Source organism: Pseudacidovorax sp. RU35E (assembly GCF_900156165.1).
In the GTDB taxonomy this organism is placed as follows: domain Bacteria; phylum Pseudomonadota; class Gammaproteobacteria; order Burkholderiales; family Burkholderiaceae_C; genus Xenophilus.
This window is the reverse complement of record NZ_FTMY01000005.1, coordinates 36,710-51,394: the sequence shown is the minus strand read 5'-3', so window position 1 is coordinate 51,394 and position 14,685 is coordinate 36,710. Positions and strand designations below refer to the sequence as shown.

13 protein-coding genes are annotated in these 14,685 nt (G+C 69.3%); 10 read left to right on the top strand and 3 right to left on the bottom strand.

Annotated elements, in window-relative coordinates; translation table 11 throughout:
- Nucleotides 1-56 precede the first annotated feature (56 nt).
- Nucleotides 57-2,555: a DUF1631 family protein gene (locus BXA03_RS10085; RefSeq protein WP_076506929.1), complete on the top strand. Its 2,499-nt coding sequence runs from the start codon at nt 57-59 to the stop codon at nt 2,553-2,555.
- 30 nt (nt 2,556-2,585) lie between these two features.
- On the opposite strand, the gene dprA is transcribed toward BXA03_RS10085, so the two are convergent.
- Together dprA and BXA03_RS10075 are read right to left on the bottom strand one after the other, a co-directional pair.
- Nucleotides 2,586-3,764: a DNA-processing protein DprA gene (dprA, locus tag BXA03_RS10080; RefSeq protein WP_076506927.1), complete on the bottom strand. Its 1,179-nt coding sequence runs from the start codon at nt 3,762-3,764 to the stop codon at nt 2,586-2,588.
- A gap of 15 nt (nt 3,765-3,779) precedes the next feature.
- Nucleotides 3,780-4,961 (bottom strand): LysM peptidoglycan-binding domain-containing protein, encoded by a 1,182-nt coding sequence (locus BXA03_RS10075; protein WP_083716009.1) that lies wholly within the window; start codon nt 4,959-4,961, stop codon nt 3,780-3,782.
- 158 nt (nt 4,962-5,119) lie between these two features.
- Here BXA03_RS10075 and def point away from each other — a divergent pair, with 158 nt between their 5' ends.
- The 6 genes from def (at nt 5,120) to BXA03_RS10045 (ending at nt 9,498) form a co-directional block, all read left to right on the top strand.
- Nucleotides 5,120-5,635, top strand: a complete 516-nt coding sequence (def, locus tag BXA03_RS10070; protein ID WP_076506925.1) for a peptide deformylase — start codon at nt 5,120-5,122, stop codon at nt 5,633-5,635.
- Nucleotides 5,632-6,132 (top strand): hypothetical protein, encoded by a 501-nt coding sequence (locus BXA03_RS10065; protein WP_076506922.1) that lies wholly within the window; start codon nt 5,632-5,634, stop codon nt 6,130-6,132. Before def ends, BXA03_RS10065 begins: the two co-directional genes overlap by 4 nt.
- A 16-nt stretch (nt 6,133-6,148) precedes the next feature.
- Entirely contained in the window at nt 6,149-7,144 is a 996-nt protein-coding gene (gene fmt, locus BXA03_RS10060; protein ID WP_076506920.1) for a methionyl-tRNA formyltransferase, read from the top strand.
- Nucleotides 7,144-7,890, top strand: coding sequence for an AzlC family ABC transporter permease (locus tag BXA03_RS10055; protein WP_076506917.1), 747 nt, complete (start codon nt 7,144-7,146; stop codon nt 7,888-7,890). Before fmt ends, BXA03_RS10055 begins: the two co-directional genes overlap by 1 nt.
- A complete protein-coding gene (locus BXA03_RS10050) occupies nt 7,887-8,222 on the top strand; it encodes an AzlD domain-containing protein (protein ID WP_143476276.1) in 336 nt (111 codons plus the stop codon). The genes BXA03_RS10055 and BXA03_RS10050 overlap by 4 nt, the downstream gene beginning before the upstream one ends.
- 82 nt (nt 8,223-8,304) lie before the next feature.
- The gene (locus tag BXA03_RS10045) at nt 8,305-9,498 is read left to right on the top strand and encodes a phosphoglycerate kinase (RefSeq protein WP_076506912.1); all 1,194 of its coding nucleotides are present in this window, start codon (nt 8,305-8,307) and stop codon (nt 9,496-9,498) included.
- A gap of 156 nt (nt 9,499-9,654) precedes the next feature.
- Here BXA03_RS10045 and BXA03_RS10040 read toward each other — a convergent pair whose 3' ends face one another.
- Nucleotides 9,655-10,791, bottom strand: a complete 1,137-nt coding sequence (locus BXA03_RS10040; protein ID WP_076506909.1) for a fatty acid desaturase — start codon at nt 10,789-10,791, stop codon at nt 9,655-9,657.
- A 217-nt stretch (nt 10,792-11,008) separates the two neighbouring features.
- Between BXA03_RS10040 and pyk the strand changes: the two genes are divergently transcribed.
- From pyk to fba, 3 genes are all read left to right on the top strand, one after another.
- Nucleotides 11,009-12,454, top strand: coding sequence for a pyruvate kinase (gene pyk, locus BXA03_RS10035; RefSeq protein ID WP_076506907.1), 1,446 nt, complete (start codon nt 11,009-11,011; stop codon nt 12,452-12,454).
- Between the two features lie 84 nt (nt 12,455-12,538).
- The gene (locus tag BXA03_RS10030) at nt 12,539-13,459 is read left to right on the top strand and encodes an alpha/beta hydrolase (protein WP_083716008.1); all 921 of its coding nucleotides are present in this window, start codon (nt 12,539-12,541) and stop codon (nt 13,457-13,459) included.
- Nucleotides 13,460-13,509: 50 nt separating this feature from the next.
- Nucleotides 13,510-14,574 carry a class II fructose-bisphosphate aldolase gene (gene fba, locus BXA03_RS10025; RefSeq protein WP_076506904.1) on the top strand — a complete coding sequence of 355 codons (1,065 nt, stop codon included), beginning with the start codon at nt 13,510-13,512 and terminating at the stop codon, nt 14,572-14,574.
- The last annotated feature ends 111 nt before the right edge of the window (nt 14,575-14,685 follow it).

The window sequence follows — 14,685 nt, the reverse complement described above, 5'->3', positions numbered from 1 at the left end:
CCTGCTCGACGCGTGAACGCTCGTTCACCGCCCGCGCCGATGCGCTCCCTGTCGCCATGAGCCCTTCGCTCCCCCGCGAATCTGCCTTGCTGCTCGCTCGCGAGTCGCGCGAGCGTTTCGTGCATGCCATCGACGGCGCCTTGCCTCGCACCGTCCAGGCGGTGCGCGACCGCCTGCTGGCACTGGCTGGCGAAGTGGGCACGGCCCGCAAGATGCAGGAAAACCGGGACCATCTGCTGGCCTGGGAGGCCGACCAGGTGCGCTGGCTGGAGGCGGTGCGCCAGCGCTGGACCCAGGCGTTGTCGCAGACACGAGTCGCCGGGACATCGACGACCGGGGCGCTGCGCCTGGAACTGGTGGGCGACGAGGTGGTGGAAAACAGCATCCTGGTCTCGCGGCTCGCGATGTCCCTGCAGGACCGCTCGCCCTTCGAGCTGAATGAACTCAAGCTGCGCATCCAGTACCTGGAAGGCAGCAGCGGAGCCGACTGGACCACGGGCGATGTGCTGCGCCCCGAAACGCTGGCGTCCATCCTGGTGGAGGAATGGACGTCGACCGGTCTGCCGCGGACGCTGTGGGCCCAGGTGCAGGACATCCTCTCGGGCCATTTGGGCGACGCCGCCACCAAAGGCTACCAGGATCTGAATGCCTTCCTGATCGGGCGCGGCGTGATGCCGGAGATCGAGCTGCGCAGCCTGGTGCGACGTGGCGCGGACAGTGCGCCTTCGCCACTGGGGCCCGCCGGAGGCCCCTCGACCGACCGGGGTTCGGCCAGCGGACCCTGGGACCGCACCCGGCCCCAGACGGCCGCGGCGCAGGTCCCTGCGCCATCCGTGGGTGCCATCGCCTCGGCGCGTCAGCAGGCGAGTGCCGTGCTGGGGCGGCTGCGGCGCATCATCGGCGGCGTGGTGACGAACGGCGGCAACAACGCCCCCGGTGCGAGTGCGCCCCCCACAGGCACCGGCAGCCATAGCGGCTTCGCACCCGATGCCGGCTGGCAGCGGGGCAGCGGCGGGACCTCAGGTGGTTACGGCGCACGGGGTCCGGGCGGCGGCGGGGGCGGGGGCGGCGGCCCAGGAGGTGCGGTCGATGGGGGCTATGGCGCGCCGGCCGGATCGGCGCCCATCGGCATCATGGGCGGCGATCGGCGCGGCTGGGCCTCGAACACCGGTTCCGAGGCCTTCACGGCCGCCATCGCCGACGTGGAGGCGGCTTATCCATTCAACGTCGGCGTGTACGTGAACGTGGCCGACCCGGCGCTGATGCAGCGCGCGCAGAACGACCTGCGTCGCCAGAGCGGTGAACTCAAGCGCCGCGCGCCCACCTCGGCCGACAAGGCGACGGTGGAGGTGGTGGCGCTGATGTTCCAGTCCATCCTGGCGGAGGAGCGCATTCCCTTCTCGGTGCGCGTGTGGTTCGCACGGCTGCAGATGCCCGTGCTGCGGGTGGCGGTGGCCGATGCGGAATTCTTTGCCACGCTGCAGCACCCGGCGCGCATGCTGATCGACCGCATGGGCTCGGTGGTGATGGGCTTCGACGCGGCCGCCATCTCGGGCAGCGCGCTCGAAGGCGAGATCCGCCGCGTGGTGCAGGTGATCGAGCAGTACCCCGAGACCGGCCAGCGCGTCTTCAAGCTGGTCTACGACGAGTTCGTGGCCTTCCTTTCCAAGTACCTGACGCAGAACGACGCCACCCAGAAGGTGATGAGCGTCGCCCAGCAGGTCGAGCAGAAGGAGACGCTGGCCATCCAGTACACCATCGAGCTTCGCAAGATGCTCAACGACATGCCGGTGCGCGAAGAGATCCGCGAGTTCCTGTTCAAGGTCTGGGCGGAGGTGCTGGCCATCGGCGCGCTCAAGTACGGCGCGCAGGACGAGCAGACGGCGCAGTTGCGGCGCGTGGCCTCCGAGCTGGTCTGGGCCGCGAGTGCCAAGCCCAGCCGCAGCGAGCGCGCCCGCATGATCCAGGCCCTGCCCTCGCTGCTCCAGCGGCTGCGCCAGGGCATGGACCTGATGGGCCTGACCGGCCAGCCGCAGGAAGACCACATCAAGACGCTGGGCCGCACGCTGTCGGACGCCTTCACGGCCAAGACCGAGAGCATTCCGGTGGCACAGATCGAGAACCTGGCCGGGCGGCTCGCCAACCTCGAAGCCGTCATCGGAGACGAAAGCGCCGAGCCGCTGGCGCTCGATTCGACCAACCTCGAACTGCTGCTGGGCATCGACGTGTCCTCGATGGAGGTGCTGCCCAACAACGGCGCCGAAGCGCCGCCGGAGGCGCTGGAATGGGCCAACGCGCTGCAGATCGGCGCGTGGTTCCTGCTCGACCACAACGGCCGGCCGAGCCAGGTGCAGTTCGTCTGGCGCAGCAAGCACCGCCAGCTTCATCTGTTCGGCTCGCCGGACGGCCGTCAGTTCCTGATCCAGGCGCAGCGACTGGCCGCCTACCTGCACGGCGGCCTGCTGGTGCCGGCGGAAGAGGAGACGCTGACCGTGCGCGCCACCCGCGAGGCGCTGGCCAAGATCGATGCCAATCCGGAGCGCCTGCTGAGTTGAGGGGCTGGCGGCCGAACGACTTGGCCGCCTTCAGCCTTGTTCGATGCGCTGGAACAGACCGCCAGGCAGCCGGCCCACACGCCCGTCCAGTTCGAGTTCCAGAAGCCGCGCCTGCAGGACAGGGGTGGGCAGGCCCGTGCGCGCGCAGAGCGCGTCCAGGGTGGCCGGCGCATGGCCGAGGTGCTGGAGCAGTACCTCGCCCTCGTCTGACGCGACCCCAGCCAACCCATTGCCTTCATCGGCTTGCGCGTCGAAAAGAGAAAGCGTGGTCGGGGCGGATGCCACGGCGGGCCGGCGCAGTTCCTCCAGCACATCTGCCGCGGTTTCCACCAGCTTGGCGCCCTGGCGGATCAAGGCATGACAGCCCCGCGACTGCGGCGAGTGGATGGAGCCGGGGATGGCGAACACCTCCTTGCCCTGCTCGACCGCGCAGCGCGCGGTGATCAGCGAGCCGGAGGCCAGCGCCGCCTCCACCACCAGCGTGCCCTGCGAGAGGGCGGAGATCAGCCGGTTGCGGCGGGGGAAGTTGGCCGTGAGCGGCGGCGTGCCCAGCGGCTGCTCGCTGAGGATCACGCCCCGGGCCGCGATGCGGCAGGCCAGGGCCCGGTGGCGCGCCGGATAGACGCGGTCGAGCCCCGTGCCGACGACCGCGATGGTCGACAGCAGGCCGTCGCCGGCATTGGCGGCCTCCAGCGCGCCTTCATGCGCGGCGCCGTCCACACCCAGGGCGAGACCCGAGACGATCGGCAGTCCGGCCTCGGCCAGTGCACGCGCGAAGAGACGGGCGTCGATGCCGCCCTGCGGCGTGGGGTTGCGGCTGCCCACGATGGCCAGGCCATCGCAGGGCAGCGGCGCATCCACCAGTTCGGCGGGACCGAGCAGATAGAGGATCAGAGGGGGATCGGCGATTTCCAGCAGGCCCGGCGGGTAGGCTGCGTCGCCCAGCGCGACGATGCGATGCGCGGCGCCCGCGGGGCCCGTGGCGTCCAGCCACTCGCGGGTTCGCTCGAGCGTGGCGGTAAAGCCCTCCTGCTCGTTCAGCAACGCCCGGGCCTGGGCCGGACTGCACAGCGCCTCCAGGGCGGCGGCCGGTTGCGCGAACACCGCATCCGGCCATCCGAAGGCGGTGAGCAGCCTTCTTGCAGTACCTGCCCCTACACCGGGGGCCAGGGCCAGCCGCAGCCAGCCCGCCAGATCCTCCCTCTCCACCCCACGCCCTTGTTGTCAGGGATTGGCGAGGCGGTCGCCCGCACGGGGCGTGTCGGTGATCTCGAGCACCAACGCGTACGAGACGCGCTCGAAGGGACGGAACACCATCAGCAGGCCGATGCGCTCGTCGGGGAGCTTGAGGGTTTCTTTATCGCCCCCGGTGCGGTCGACGATGGTCTGGCCGCTCTTGAGGATCGCCAGCACGTTGCCGCTCTCGATGCCATCGCGCAGGCCCTTGTTGATGGTCACCACCTGGTTCTGGCCGGCGTACTGCACGCCGTTGCCATAGATCGAGACGATGCGGCCGCCCTCGACCGGCTGCGCCGGCGCGCGCGGCACGTAGCTGATCAGCTGCTCGGGCGGTTCGGGCAGCAGGCGGTCGCCGGCACGCATCTCTTCGCGGGCAGCGATCACGTCGACCGAGGCCGGCACGGCGACCCCGGGGGCCGAGTCGGTGGCCGGCGTCTGCGACTCACCACGCACCAGGCGGACACGGCCGACATACTGCGCCTCATAGCCGAGGATTTCGCCCGTGCCCGGATCCTTGAGCGGCGTGGCATTGCGGAAGACGCGGTACTGCGGCAGCGGCCCTGCCGGCTCGACCAGGGGCGAACCCGGCTGGCCGCGGACGTAGGCCCGGTCGCCGCGCGACAGCAGCACGCGCTCGTCATTGCCCGCCACGATGCGCGGGGCGGCGGCCAGCGTGCCCTCCTCCACCACCAGCGGCTCGGTCAGGAAGGCGTCGATGCGGCTCGGATCGAGCGTTGGCAGCGCCATGTTGGCGGCCGAGTCATAGCGTGTGCGTGGCGACAGCTTGACGGTGTCGCCGCTGCCGCCTGCGCCGCGGCGCAGGCTGAGGCGGGCCCGACCGCCGCTCTTGTCCAGGTACAGCACTTGGCCAGGGTAGATGCGGTGCGGATTGGCGATCTCGTTCAGGTTCATGCCCCACAGCTCGGGCCAGCGCCAGGGCCGGCGCAGGTACATGCGCGAGATGGCCCAGAGCGTGTCCCCGCGCTTGACGGTGTATTCGTCGGGGGCGTTGGGGGCCAGTTCGGAAAGGGGCACGCCTTGCTGGGCCGTCTGCTGGGCGACAGCGCGCTGGGCGGGCGTCACCGGATAGTTCTGGGCATGGGCGGCGAAATGCCCCAGCAATGCCGCAGCGGCGAGAGGGATGGCAGGCAGTCGAAGGTAATGCATGGTCGGCGCGCCATCCTGCCGAAGCGCGGCAGAAGACGTTTACTCACAATTTGCAAAGATTTTGCGCGCAAGCCCTGTCGGCAGCAACGTCATCCGGCCGGGCAGCCGGCCGGAGGGAGTCGAAATGGGAAAATAGCCACAACTTTGCCCCGAGAAACATGGCCCTGAGAACCATCCTGAGCTATCCCGACCCGCGTCTGCACACCGTGGCCAAGCCCGTGCAGGCGGTCGATGCGCGCATCCGTACCCTGATCGCCGACATGCTCGAGACCATGTACGAGGCCAGCGGCATCGGCCTGGCCGCCACGCAGATCGACGTGCACGAGCGTCTGGTGGTGATCGACGTGTCGGAAGAGCGCAATGAACCGCTGGTGCTGATCAACCCCGAGATCGTCTGGGCCAGCGACGATAAGGTGATGAACGAAGAGGGCTGCCTGTCGGTGCCCGGCATCTACGACGGTGTGGAGCGCTCGACGGCCGTGCGCGTGCAGGCGCTCGACGCCGAGGGCAACCCCCGCACCATCGAGGCCGAAGGGCTGCTGGCCATCTGCATCCAGCACGAGCTGGATCACCTGCTGGGCAAGGTGTTCGTCGAATACCTGTCCCCCCTCAAGCGCAATCGCATCAAGACCAAGCTGCTCAAGGCACAGCGCGAAGGCGGCCGAAGCGCATGAACGCCGGACGTCGCTTCGCCCTCGGATCCGCGCTGGTGGCGGCGGCATGGCTGGCGGGCTGCGCCAGCGAGCCGCAGCGGGTGCCCGCCGGCGCCTCGCGCGCCGAGGTCCTCCAGCAGCTAGGCGCACCGACGGCCATCTACCCCCTGCCGACGGGGGAGCGCCTGCAGTACTCGCGCCAGCCTGCCGGCTTCGCGGTCAACAACGTCGACCTGGACGCCAGCGGCCGTGTGGTCGCGGTGACGCAGGAGCTCGACGAGAACCGGTTCGGTCAGATTCGCATCGACCAATGGCGCGTCGCGGATGTGCTGCGCACCTTCGGCCGGCCGGAAGAGGTGTCGCGCGTCTGGTCCTTCCAGGGCGAGGTGTGGCAGTGGCGCTATCGCCAACTCAACACGCCGCGCCTGCTGTACATCTACATCGATCCCCAGGGCGTGGTGCGCCGTTACCACGTGGGCGACGACCTGCGTTTCGTTCCGCCCGACTCCCGTTCTTGAAAGCATCTCCCCACCGATGAGGATCGTCTTCGCGGGCACGCCCGAATTCGCCCGCGTGGCGCTCGAAGCCCTGGATGCCGCCGGCATCGAGATTGCCCTGGTGCTGACCCAGCCCGACCGGCCCGCCGGCCGCGGCATGAAGCTGCAGGCGTCGCCGGTCAAGGCCCATGCCCTGGCCCGCAACTGGCCCGTGGCCCAGCCACGCAGCCTGCGGCTGGACGGCAAGTACCCCGAGGACGCCGCCACGGCCCGCGAGGCCCTGGTCGCGGCGCGCGCCGACGCGATGGTGGTCGCCGCCTACGGCCTGATCCTGCCCCAGTGGGTGCTGGACCTCATGGCCGGTCAGGGCGAGGGCGCCCCGGCCGATACACAGGCCCTGGGCTGCCTCAACATCCACGCCAGCCTGCTGCCGCGCTGGCGCGGCGCCGCGCCGATCCACCGCGCCATCGAGGCGGGCGACGCCGAGACGGGCGTGACCATCATGCAGATGGACGCCGGTCTGGACACCGGTGACATGCTGCTGAGGGAATCCTTGCCCATCGGCTCCGACGAAAGCACCGGCCAGTTGCACGACCGCCTGGCCGCAATGGGCGGGCGGCTGATCGTGCAGGCTCTGCTGCAGGCCGACGCCGGACCACTGCCACGCACGCCCCAACCCGCCGAGGGCGTGACCTACGCCCACAAGATCGAGAAGGCCGAAGCCCGCATCGACTGGGCGCTGGACGCCGACACCCTGGCCCGCCGGGTGCGCGCCTTCGACCCCTTTCCCGGTGCCGTGGCCGAGCTGGACGGCCAGCCGCTCAAGATCTGGGCTGCGCACGCGCTGCCGCAGGCCTGCAACGCCAGCCCGACCCCCGGCACCGTGCTGCGCGCCGAGGCCGACGGGGTGGCCATTGCAGCCGGCAGCGGCACGTTGATGGCCACCCAGTTGCAGCGCGCGGGCGGCAAGCGCCTGGCTGCGGCAGACTTCCTGCGCGGAGCGCCGCTGACCGCCGGCACGGTGCTGGCCTGATGTTCTGGTCGCCTGCCATCCGTCGGCGCCCGGCCTTCCGGGAAGGTGCCGCGCTGATGACACCGGTGGCGCTGGGCATTGGCGCCTGGGGCCTGATGACCGGCGTCGCCATGGTCAAGACCGGCCTGTCGCCGCTGGAAGCCGTGTTGATGACCCTGCTGGTCTACGCCGGCAGCGCCCAGCTGGCCGCCGTCCCGCTGCTGGTCGCGGGCGCCCCCGCCTGGGTGATCCTGGCCACGGCCTTCTGCGTGAACCTGCGCTTCGTCGTCTTCAGCCTGCACCTGCGCCACTACCTGATGCACATGCCACGCTGGCGTCGGCTGGTGCACGGCTACCTGACCGGCGACCTGAGCTATGCCGTGTTCACCGCCCGTTTTCCGCAGCCACCGGCCACCCAGGCCGAGCGCGACGAGCAGGAGGCGTACCTCGTGGGCGGCTACTCGGTCAACTGGAGCTGCTGGATCCTGCTGAGCCTGGCCGGAATCGCGCTGGCGGAGCTGATCCCCCAGCGCTGGGGCCTGGGCTTCGCCGGCGTGCTGGCGCTGGTGGGCATCCTGGCCTCGATGGTCACCACCCGGCTGCAGGTGCTGGCGCTGCTGATCGCCAGCGCCACGGCGGTGGCCGCCTATGCGTTGCCCCTGCGGCTGAACATCGTGGTGTCCATCGGTCTGGCGGTGCTGGCCTGCTTCTGGCTCGAACAGCAGTTCGGCCGCCTCGCACGGCGCCGTACAGGGGAGGCGGGCTGATGCAGACCGATCCCTGGACCGTCGCCGTCATCGTGGGCATGGCCGTGGTGACCGTGGTCACGCGCTGCTTCTTCTTCATCACCGAGCGCGCCCTGCCCCTGCCCGCCTGGGTGCACCGGGCACTGCGCTACGCGCCGGTGGCGGCGCTGGCCGCCGTGGTGGCGCCCGAGGTGCTGATGAGCAGCGGGCACCTCATCCCCAGCTGGCAGGACGCGCGCCTGTTCGCCGCCGCAGCGGGCGCGGCGCTCTACTTCTGGCGCCGCAGCACGATCGTCACGATGGCCGGCGGCATGGCGGTGTACCTGCCGCTGCACCTGGGACTGGGCTGGTAGCGCCAACACCGCTCCCTACAATGCCCTGTTGCCCGTCCCGCCTGCGGACGGCGCCGAGACAACTTCCTCCCAAGCCGCAACCATGAACGTCATCCGCTTCTCCGACCTGTGTGAACAAGGCAAGGCCCAGGGCCGCCGCGTCTTCATCCGTGCCGACCTGAACGTCCCGCAGGACGACGATGGCCGCATCACTGAAGACACGCGCATCCGCGCCTCGGCGCCCTGCATCCAGATGGCGCTGGACGCCGGCGCTGCGGTGATGGTCACGTCGCACCTGGGCCGCCCCACCGAAGGCGCCTTCAAGCCCGAGGACTCGCTGGCGCCCGTCGCCCAGCGTCTGGGCGAACTGCTGGGCCGCGAGGTGCGGCTGGTGGCCGACTGGGCCGACGGCGTGCAGGTCGCGCCCGGTGAGGTCGTGCTGCTGGAGAACTGCCGCCTGAACAAGGGCGAGAAGAAGAACGACGAGGCGCTGGCGCGCAAGATGGCCGCCCTGACCGACATCTACGTCAACGACGCCTTCGGCACCGCCCACCGCGCCGAGGCCACCACCTACGGCATCGCCCAGTTCGCGCCGGTAGCCTGCGCCGGCCCGCTGCTGGCGGCCGAGATCGACGCCATCACCAAGGCCCTGGCCGCGCCGAAACGGCCGCTGGTGGCCATCGTGGCCGGCTCCAAGGTGAGCACCAAGCTGACCATCCTCAAGAGCCTGTCGGCCAACGTGGACCAGCTGATCGTGGGTGGCGGCATCGCCAACACCTTCATGCTGGCCGCCGGCCTGCCCATCGGCAAGTCGCTGGCCGAGGCCGACCTGGTCGACGAAGCCAAGGCGGTGATCGAGGCCATGCGCGCCCGCGGCGCGGCGGTGCCGATCCCGGTGGACGTGGTGACGGCCAAGAGCTTCTCGGCCGACGCGCCGGCCACGGTGAAGCCCGCCACCGAGGTGGCCGACGACGACCTGATCCTGGACATCGGCCCGCAGACCGCCGAGCAGCTCGCCGCCCAGCTGCGCGAAGCCGGCACCATCGTCTGGAACGGCCCGGTCGGCGTGTTCGAATTCGACGCCTTCGCCAAGGGCACCGAAGCCATCGCCCGTGCCATCGCGGCGAGCAGCGCCTTCTCCATCGCCGGTGGCGGCGACACGCTGGCGGCCATCGCCAAGTACGGCATCGAGAAGGACGTCGGCTACATCTCCACGGGCGGCGGTGCCTTCCTGGAAGTGCTGGAAGGCAAAAAGCTGCCGGCCCTCGATATCCTGGAAAAGCGCGCGGCGGGCTGAGCGTTCGGCGGCGCGCCCGGCGCGCCGCCACGCTGCGGGCCAGGCAGATTCCGCGACAGGTTCGCCCAACAAAAAACCCGGCCCGCATTGCTGCGGGCCGGGTTTTTTGTTGTCACGCCGCACGCGGCGCCGAGGCCGCGGCGAGGATTCAGGCTGTCAGGCCGGCCGGGCGGCAGCCTCGGCCGCCTGCGGCGGCACCAGCGAGCGCAGCTCGCTCGTGGCCCGGCCCTTGAAGTCGGTCCAGCACTGGCGAGTGAAGTCGTACAGCTTGCAGGCGCGGGCGGTGTCGAAGTACCACTTCCAGGAGAAGCGCTGGATGATGATGCGGCCGGGCAGCATCTGCTCGAGCACCTTCTGCGTTTCCTTGAGCTTGTAGAGCGGAATGCTCATGTCCACGTGATGGGCGGTGTGCTCCATGATGTGGTGCATCATCGCGCCGATCCGGAACGGGAAGGTCAGGTGCACGGTGGTGGAGACGAAGGGCTGTGCGCGCTGCCAGGCGGCCTTCTCGTTGTGCCACTGGACCTTGACGTGGGTGTGGTGGCCGTAGATGACGAAGCCCATCATGTTGAACCAGAACACCATCGGCACCACGAAGCCCAGCAGCACCAGCAGCCAGGCCGACTGGCCGGTGGCGAAGGCGGCACCGACCAGGGCCGCGATCCACAGCAGGGCGAAGCCGCTGACCAGCAGACAGTCGCGGGTGAAGACCGGGCGGTAGGTGTTGCCCATGATCTTCTTGCTGGGGAACATCATCTTGGCCCACCAGATCTCGACGGCGTAGTACAGGCCCGGTCCCCAGCCGCTGCGGTAGATGCGCTCGGCCACGCGGCGCATCGGCGACATGGCGCGGTACTCGTCCTGCGTCATGGGGGCCCAGACGAAGTCCACGCCCTTCAGGTTGGTGAAGCCATGGTGCACCACGTTGTGGCCCATGTCCCAGAGGCTGTAGGCGGTGAGCGAGGGCAGGAAGGCGATGCGGCCGAGCCATTTGTTGAGGCGGCGGTTCTCGGTCAGGCTCTGGTGGCAGCCGTCGTGTCCAATGATGAACAGGCGGCCGATCACGAAGCCGGCGGCCAGGGCGGCCAGCAGTTTGAGCCACACGGCATCGACCAGCACCACGGCGGCCATCAGGCCGAAGAAGAGGATGTAGTCGAGCATGATGAGCGCGAAGGCACGCCAGGTGCTGCGCTGCGCCAGGGGCGTCAGCCAGCTGCGGATGATCTTGCGGTGCGGCAGCGGCGCGCTGGGCTCAAGCGGCTCGGGCAGCGAGAGTTCGGATCTGTAAGCCATTGAAAAAAGGCGGTTTTTCAGGTTCTGGACAACCGTCGACGATAACCGATCGCCTTTTCACGTCGATGACGCCGGTCAAATCGCCTTTAAAAGCCACGGAAGATAGGCACTATTCCGCGCTCGAATGGCGGGCCTGGCCGGAGCCCGGCGGCCATGGGCGAGAATTTCGCGCACCGCCCCGTCCGCCGGGGCGGCTTCACTTCCGGAGACTTCGCCCATGGCCCCCCGCATTCCCCGCCACGCCACCAAGATCGTCGCGACGCTCGGCCCCGCGTCCAGCACGCCGGCACTGATCGAGCAGATGATCGTCCACAAGGTCAGCGTGGTGCGCCTGAACTTCAGCCACGGTCAGGCCCAGGACCACATCGATCGCGCCGCCATGGTGCGCGAAGCCGCGCGCCGCGCCGGCCGTGAGGTGGCCATCATGGCCGACCTGCAGGGCCCCAAGATCCGCGTCGGCAAGTTCGCCGAGGGCAAGGTCTGGCTGGAGCCCGGCGCCTCGTTCGTGCTGGATGCGGCTCGACTGGAGCCCGGCGACAGCCAGGCCGTGGGTCTGGACTACAAGGATCTGCCGCGCGACGTGAAGGCCGGCGACCGCTTGCTGCTCAACGACGGCCTGATCGTGCTGCTGGTCGACGGCGTGCGCGGCGACGCGGTGCACACCACCGTGCTGGTGGGCGGCGAGCTGTCCAACAACAAGGGCATCAACAAGGAAGGCGGCGGCCTTACGGCACCGGCGCTCACGGCCAAGGACATGGAGGACATCAAGACCGCCATGAGCTTCCAGGCTGACTACGTGGCGGTGAGCTTTCCCAAGAACGCGACCGACATGGAGATGGCCCGCCAGCTGTGCAACGTGGCCGGTGCCGAATGGGGCCACAAGCCCGGGCTGATCGCCAAGATCGAGCGCGCCGAAGCCATCCCGCGACTGGAGGAGATCCTTCGCGTCAGCGACGGCATCATGGTCGCCCGCGGCGACCTGGCGGTCGAGGTGGGCAATGCGGCCGTGCCGGCCCTGCAGAAGAAGATGATCCGCATGGCGCGCGAGATGGACCGCGTGGTCATCACCGCCACCCAGATGATGGAGTCGATGATCACCAACCCCGTGCCCACCCGCGCCGAGGTGAGCGACGTGGCCAATGCCGTGCTCGATGGCACCGACGCCGTCATGCTGTCGGCCGAGACGGCCTCGGGCCGCTACCCGCTGGAAACGGTCAAGGAGATGAGCCGCATCTGCGAGGCGGCCGAGCAGGCCGAGGACACCTCGCGCGACCTGGACTTCAGCGGCCAGCACTACACGCGCATCGACCAGTCCATCGCCATGGGCGCGCTGTTCACCGCCCACCACCTGGGGGCCAAGGCCATCGTGGCGCTGACCGAGTCGGGCTCCACGGCCCTGTGGATGAGCCGGCATGCGGCACACATCCCCGTCTATGCCCTGACGGCGCGGCTGACGACGCAGCGGCGCATGGCGCTCTACCGCAATGTGCGGCCCCTGCTGACCGAGACGCAGAACGACCGCGACGCCGCCCTCCATCAGGCGGAGGAGCACCTCAAGAAGCGCGGCATCGTCCAGAGCGGGGACGTGTACGCCATCACTTGCGGCGAGCCGATGGGCGCGCCGGGCGGCACCAACATGCTGCGGATCTGCACGGCTTCCTGACGCAGGCGGCCCGCCACGCCCCGGCCATGTAGGACGGGAGCGCAGGGCCGAAACCAAAGCGGCGGCGCCTGCGTATGGGAAGGCATGCCTTCCCACCTCCCTCTCCTGCGCATCGCCGCGGCCGTGCTCGCGGTCGTGGCCGGCGCGCTCACCCTGGGCGCCTGCTCGCCCATCAAGCTGGTCGACCGGCTCACGCCCACCGACACCTACACCGTCCAGAACGACATCGCCTACGGCACCGAGCCGCGCCAGCGGCTGGACGTGTACCAGCCGCTGGCGCGCACCGCGCCCGGCGCGGGGCACCGGCCCCTGGTGGTTTTCTTCTACGGCGGCACCTGGACCACGGGTGACCGCGCCCAGTACCGGTTCGTCGGGGAGGCGCTCGCCTCGCATGGTGCCGTGGTCGCGGTGGCCGACTACCGGCTGTCGAATGAAGTGAGCTATCCGGCCTTCGTGCAGGACAGCGCACTGGCCGTGAAATGGGGACTGGACCATGCGGCGGGCCTGGGCGCCGACCCGGCCCAGGTCTATGTGATGGGCCACAGCTCGGGCGCCTACAACGCCGCCATGGTGGCGCTCGATCCGCGCTGGCTCAAGGCGCTGGACGCGAGCCCGCGGCAGTTGGCGGGCTGGATCGGCCTGGCCGGACCCTACGACTTCCTGCCCATCGGCGATCCGGACGTGAAGCGTGCCTTTAACTGGCCGCGGACGATGCCCGAGTCGCAACCCATCAACCATGTGACGCCCGCCGCCCCCCGCACGCTGCTCATGGCGGCCAACCGGGACAACCTGGTGGACCCCCAGCGCAACACCGCCCAGATGGCGCGCAAGCTGGAGGCTGCTGGCGTGCCGGTGGAGGTAAAGACCTTCGACAACCTCAGCCATATCACGCTGATGGGCGCACTCGCCAGCCGCATCCAGTGGATTGGCGGCCCGGTGACGCCGCCGCTGCTGCGCTTTCTCGGACTCCCGCCGTCGGACGGGTCCCACAAGGCGCCTCATTAGAATCGATGGAATTTTTCGCACTTTTCCACGATTAATCAAAGGACATCACCATGGCACTTGTCTCGATGCGCGAGTTGCTGGACCACGCCGCCGCCAACGGCTACGGCATTCCGGCCTTCAACGTGAACAACCTGGAGCAAGTGCAGGCCGTGATGGCCGCTGCCGACGAAGTCGGCGCCCCGGTGATCCTGCAGGCCAGCGCCGGCGCCCGCAAATATGCCGGCGAGCATTTCATCAAGCACCTGATCCAGGCGGCGACCGAGGCCTATCCCCATATTCCGCTGGTGATGCACCAGGACCACGGCACCAGCCCGAAGATCTGCGCTGGCGCCATCGACCTGGGCTTCGGCTCCGTCATGATGGACGGCTCGCTGCGTGAAGACGGCAAGACCCCGGCCGACTTCGCCTACAACGTGGAAGTGACCCGCAAGGTCGTCGAGATGGCCCACAAGGTCGGCGTGACCGTCGAGGGCGAGCTGGGCTGCCTGGGCAACCTGGAAACCGGCGACGCCGGCGAGGAAGACGGCATCGGCGCCGAAGGCAAGCTGGACCACAGCCAGATGCTGACCGACCCCGAAGAGGCCGCCCAGTTCGTCAAGGCCACCCAGCTGGACGCCCTGGCCATCGCCATCGGCACCAGCCATGGCGCGTACAAGTTCAGCCGCCCCCCCACGGGCGACATCCTGGCGATCAGCCGCGTGAAGGAAATCCACGCTCGCATCCCCAACACCCATCTGGTGATGCACGGCTCTTCGTCGGTGCCGCAGGACCTGCGCGCCATCATCAACCAGTACGGCGGCCAGATGAAGGAAACCTACGGCGTGCCGGTGGCCGAGATCCAGGAAGCCATCAAGTACGGCGTGCGCAAGATCAACATCGACACCGACATCCGCATGGCGATGACCGGCGCCGTGCGCAAGTTCATGGCCGAGAACCCCGAGAAGTTCGACATGCGCGAGTGGATGAAGCCGGCACGCGAAGCCGCCAAGGCCGTGTGCAAGCAGCGCTACCTGGAATTCGGCTGCGAAGGCCAGGCCGGCAAGATCAAGGGTGCAGGCCTGCAGGTCATGGCCGCCAAGTACGCCCAGGGCGAGCTGGCCCAGGTCGTCCAGTAAACCCGCCGGACCGGCGCACAGAGGCGCCTCACGGCCAGCCACCGCATCGCCGGTGGCTTTTTTTCGCGCCTTCGCCGCATACAGGCCGTGACACGGGCCTGTCACCGCGCG

What these genes read in the sequence shown, in the direction of transcription:
- BXA03_RS10085 (WP_076506929.1), top strand. Translation starts at nt 57, where the DNA reads ATGAGCCCTTCGCTCCCCCGCGAATCTGCCTTGCTGCTCGCTCGCGAG.
- fmt (WP_076506920.1), top strand. Translation starts at nt 6,149, where the DNA reads ATGAGGATCGTCTTCGCGGGCACGCCCGAATTCGCCCGCGTGGCGCTC.
- def (WP_076506925.1), top strand. Translation starts at nt 5,120, where the DNA reads ATGGCCCTGAGAACCATCCTGAGCTATCCCGACCCGCGTCTGCACACC.
- fba (WP_076506904.1), top strand. Translation starts at nt 13,510, where the DNA reads ATGGCACTTGTCTCGATGCGCGAGTTGCTGGACCACGCCGCCGCCAAC.
- BXA03_RS10055 (WP_076506917.1), top strand. Translation starts at nt 7,144, where the DNA reads ATGTTCTGGTCGCCTGCCATCCGTCGGCGCCCGGCCTTCCGGGAAGGT.
- BXA03_RS10065 (WP_076506922.1), top strand. Translation starts at nt 5,632, where the DNA reads ATGAACGCCGGACGTCGCTTCGCCCTCGGATCCGCGCTGGTGGCGGCG.
- BXA03_RS10040 (WP_076506909.1), bottom strand. Translation starts at nt 10,791, where the DNA reads ATGGCTTACAGATCCGAACTCTCGCTGCCCGAGCCGCTTGAGCCCAGC.
- pyk (WP_076506907.1), top strand. Translation starts at nt 11,009, where the DNA reads ATGGCCCCCCGCATTCCCCGCCACGCCACCAAGATCGTCGCGACGCTC.
- BXA03_RS10045 (WP_076506912.1), top strand. Translation starts at nt 8,305, where the DNA reads ATGAACGTCATCCGCTTCTCCGACCTGTGTGAACAAGGCAAGGCCCAG.
- BXA03_RS10075 (WP_083716009.1), bottom strand. Translation starts at nt 4,961, where the DNA reads ATGCATTACCTTCGACTGCCTGCCATCCCTCTCGCCGCTGCGGCATTG.
- BXA03_RS10030 (WP_083716008.1), top strand. Translation starts at nt 12,539, where the DNA reads ATGCCTTCCCACCTCCCTCTCCTGCGCATCGCCGCGGCCGTGCTCGCG.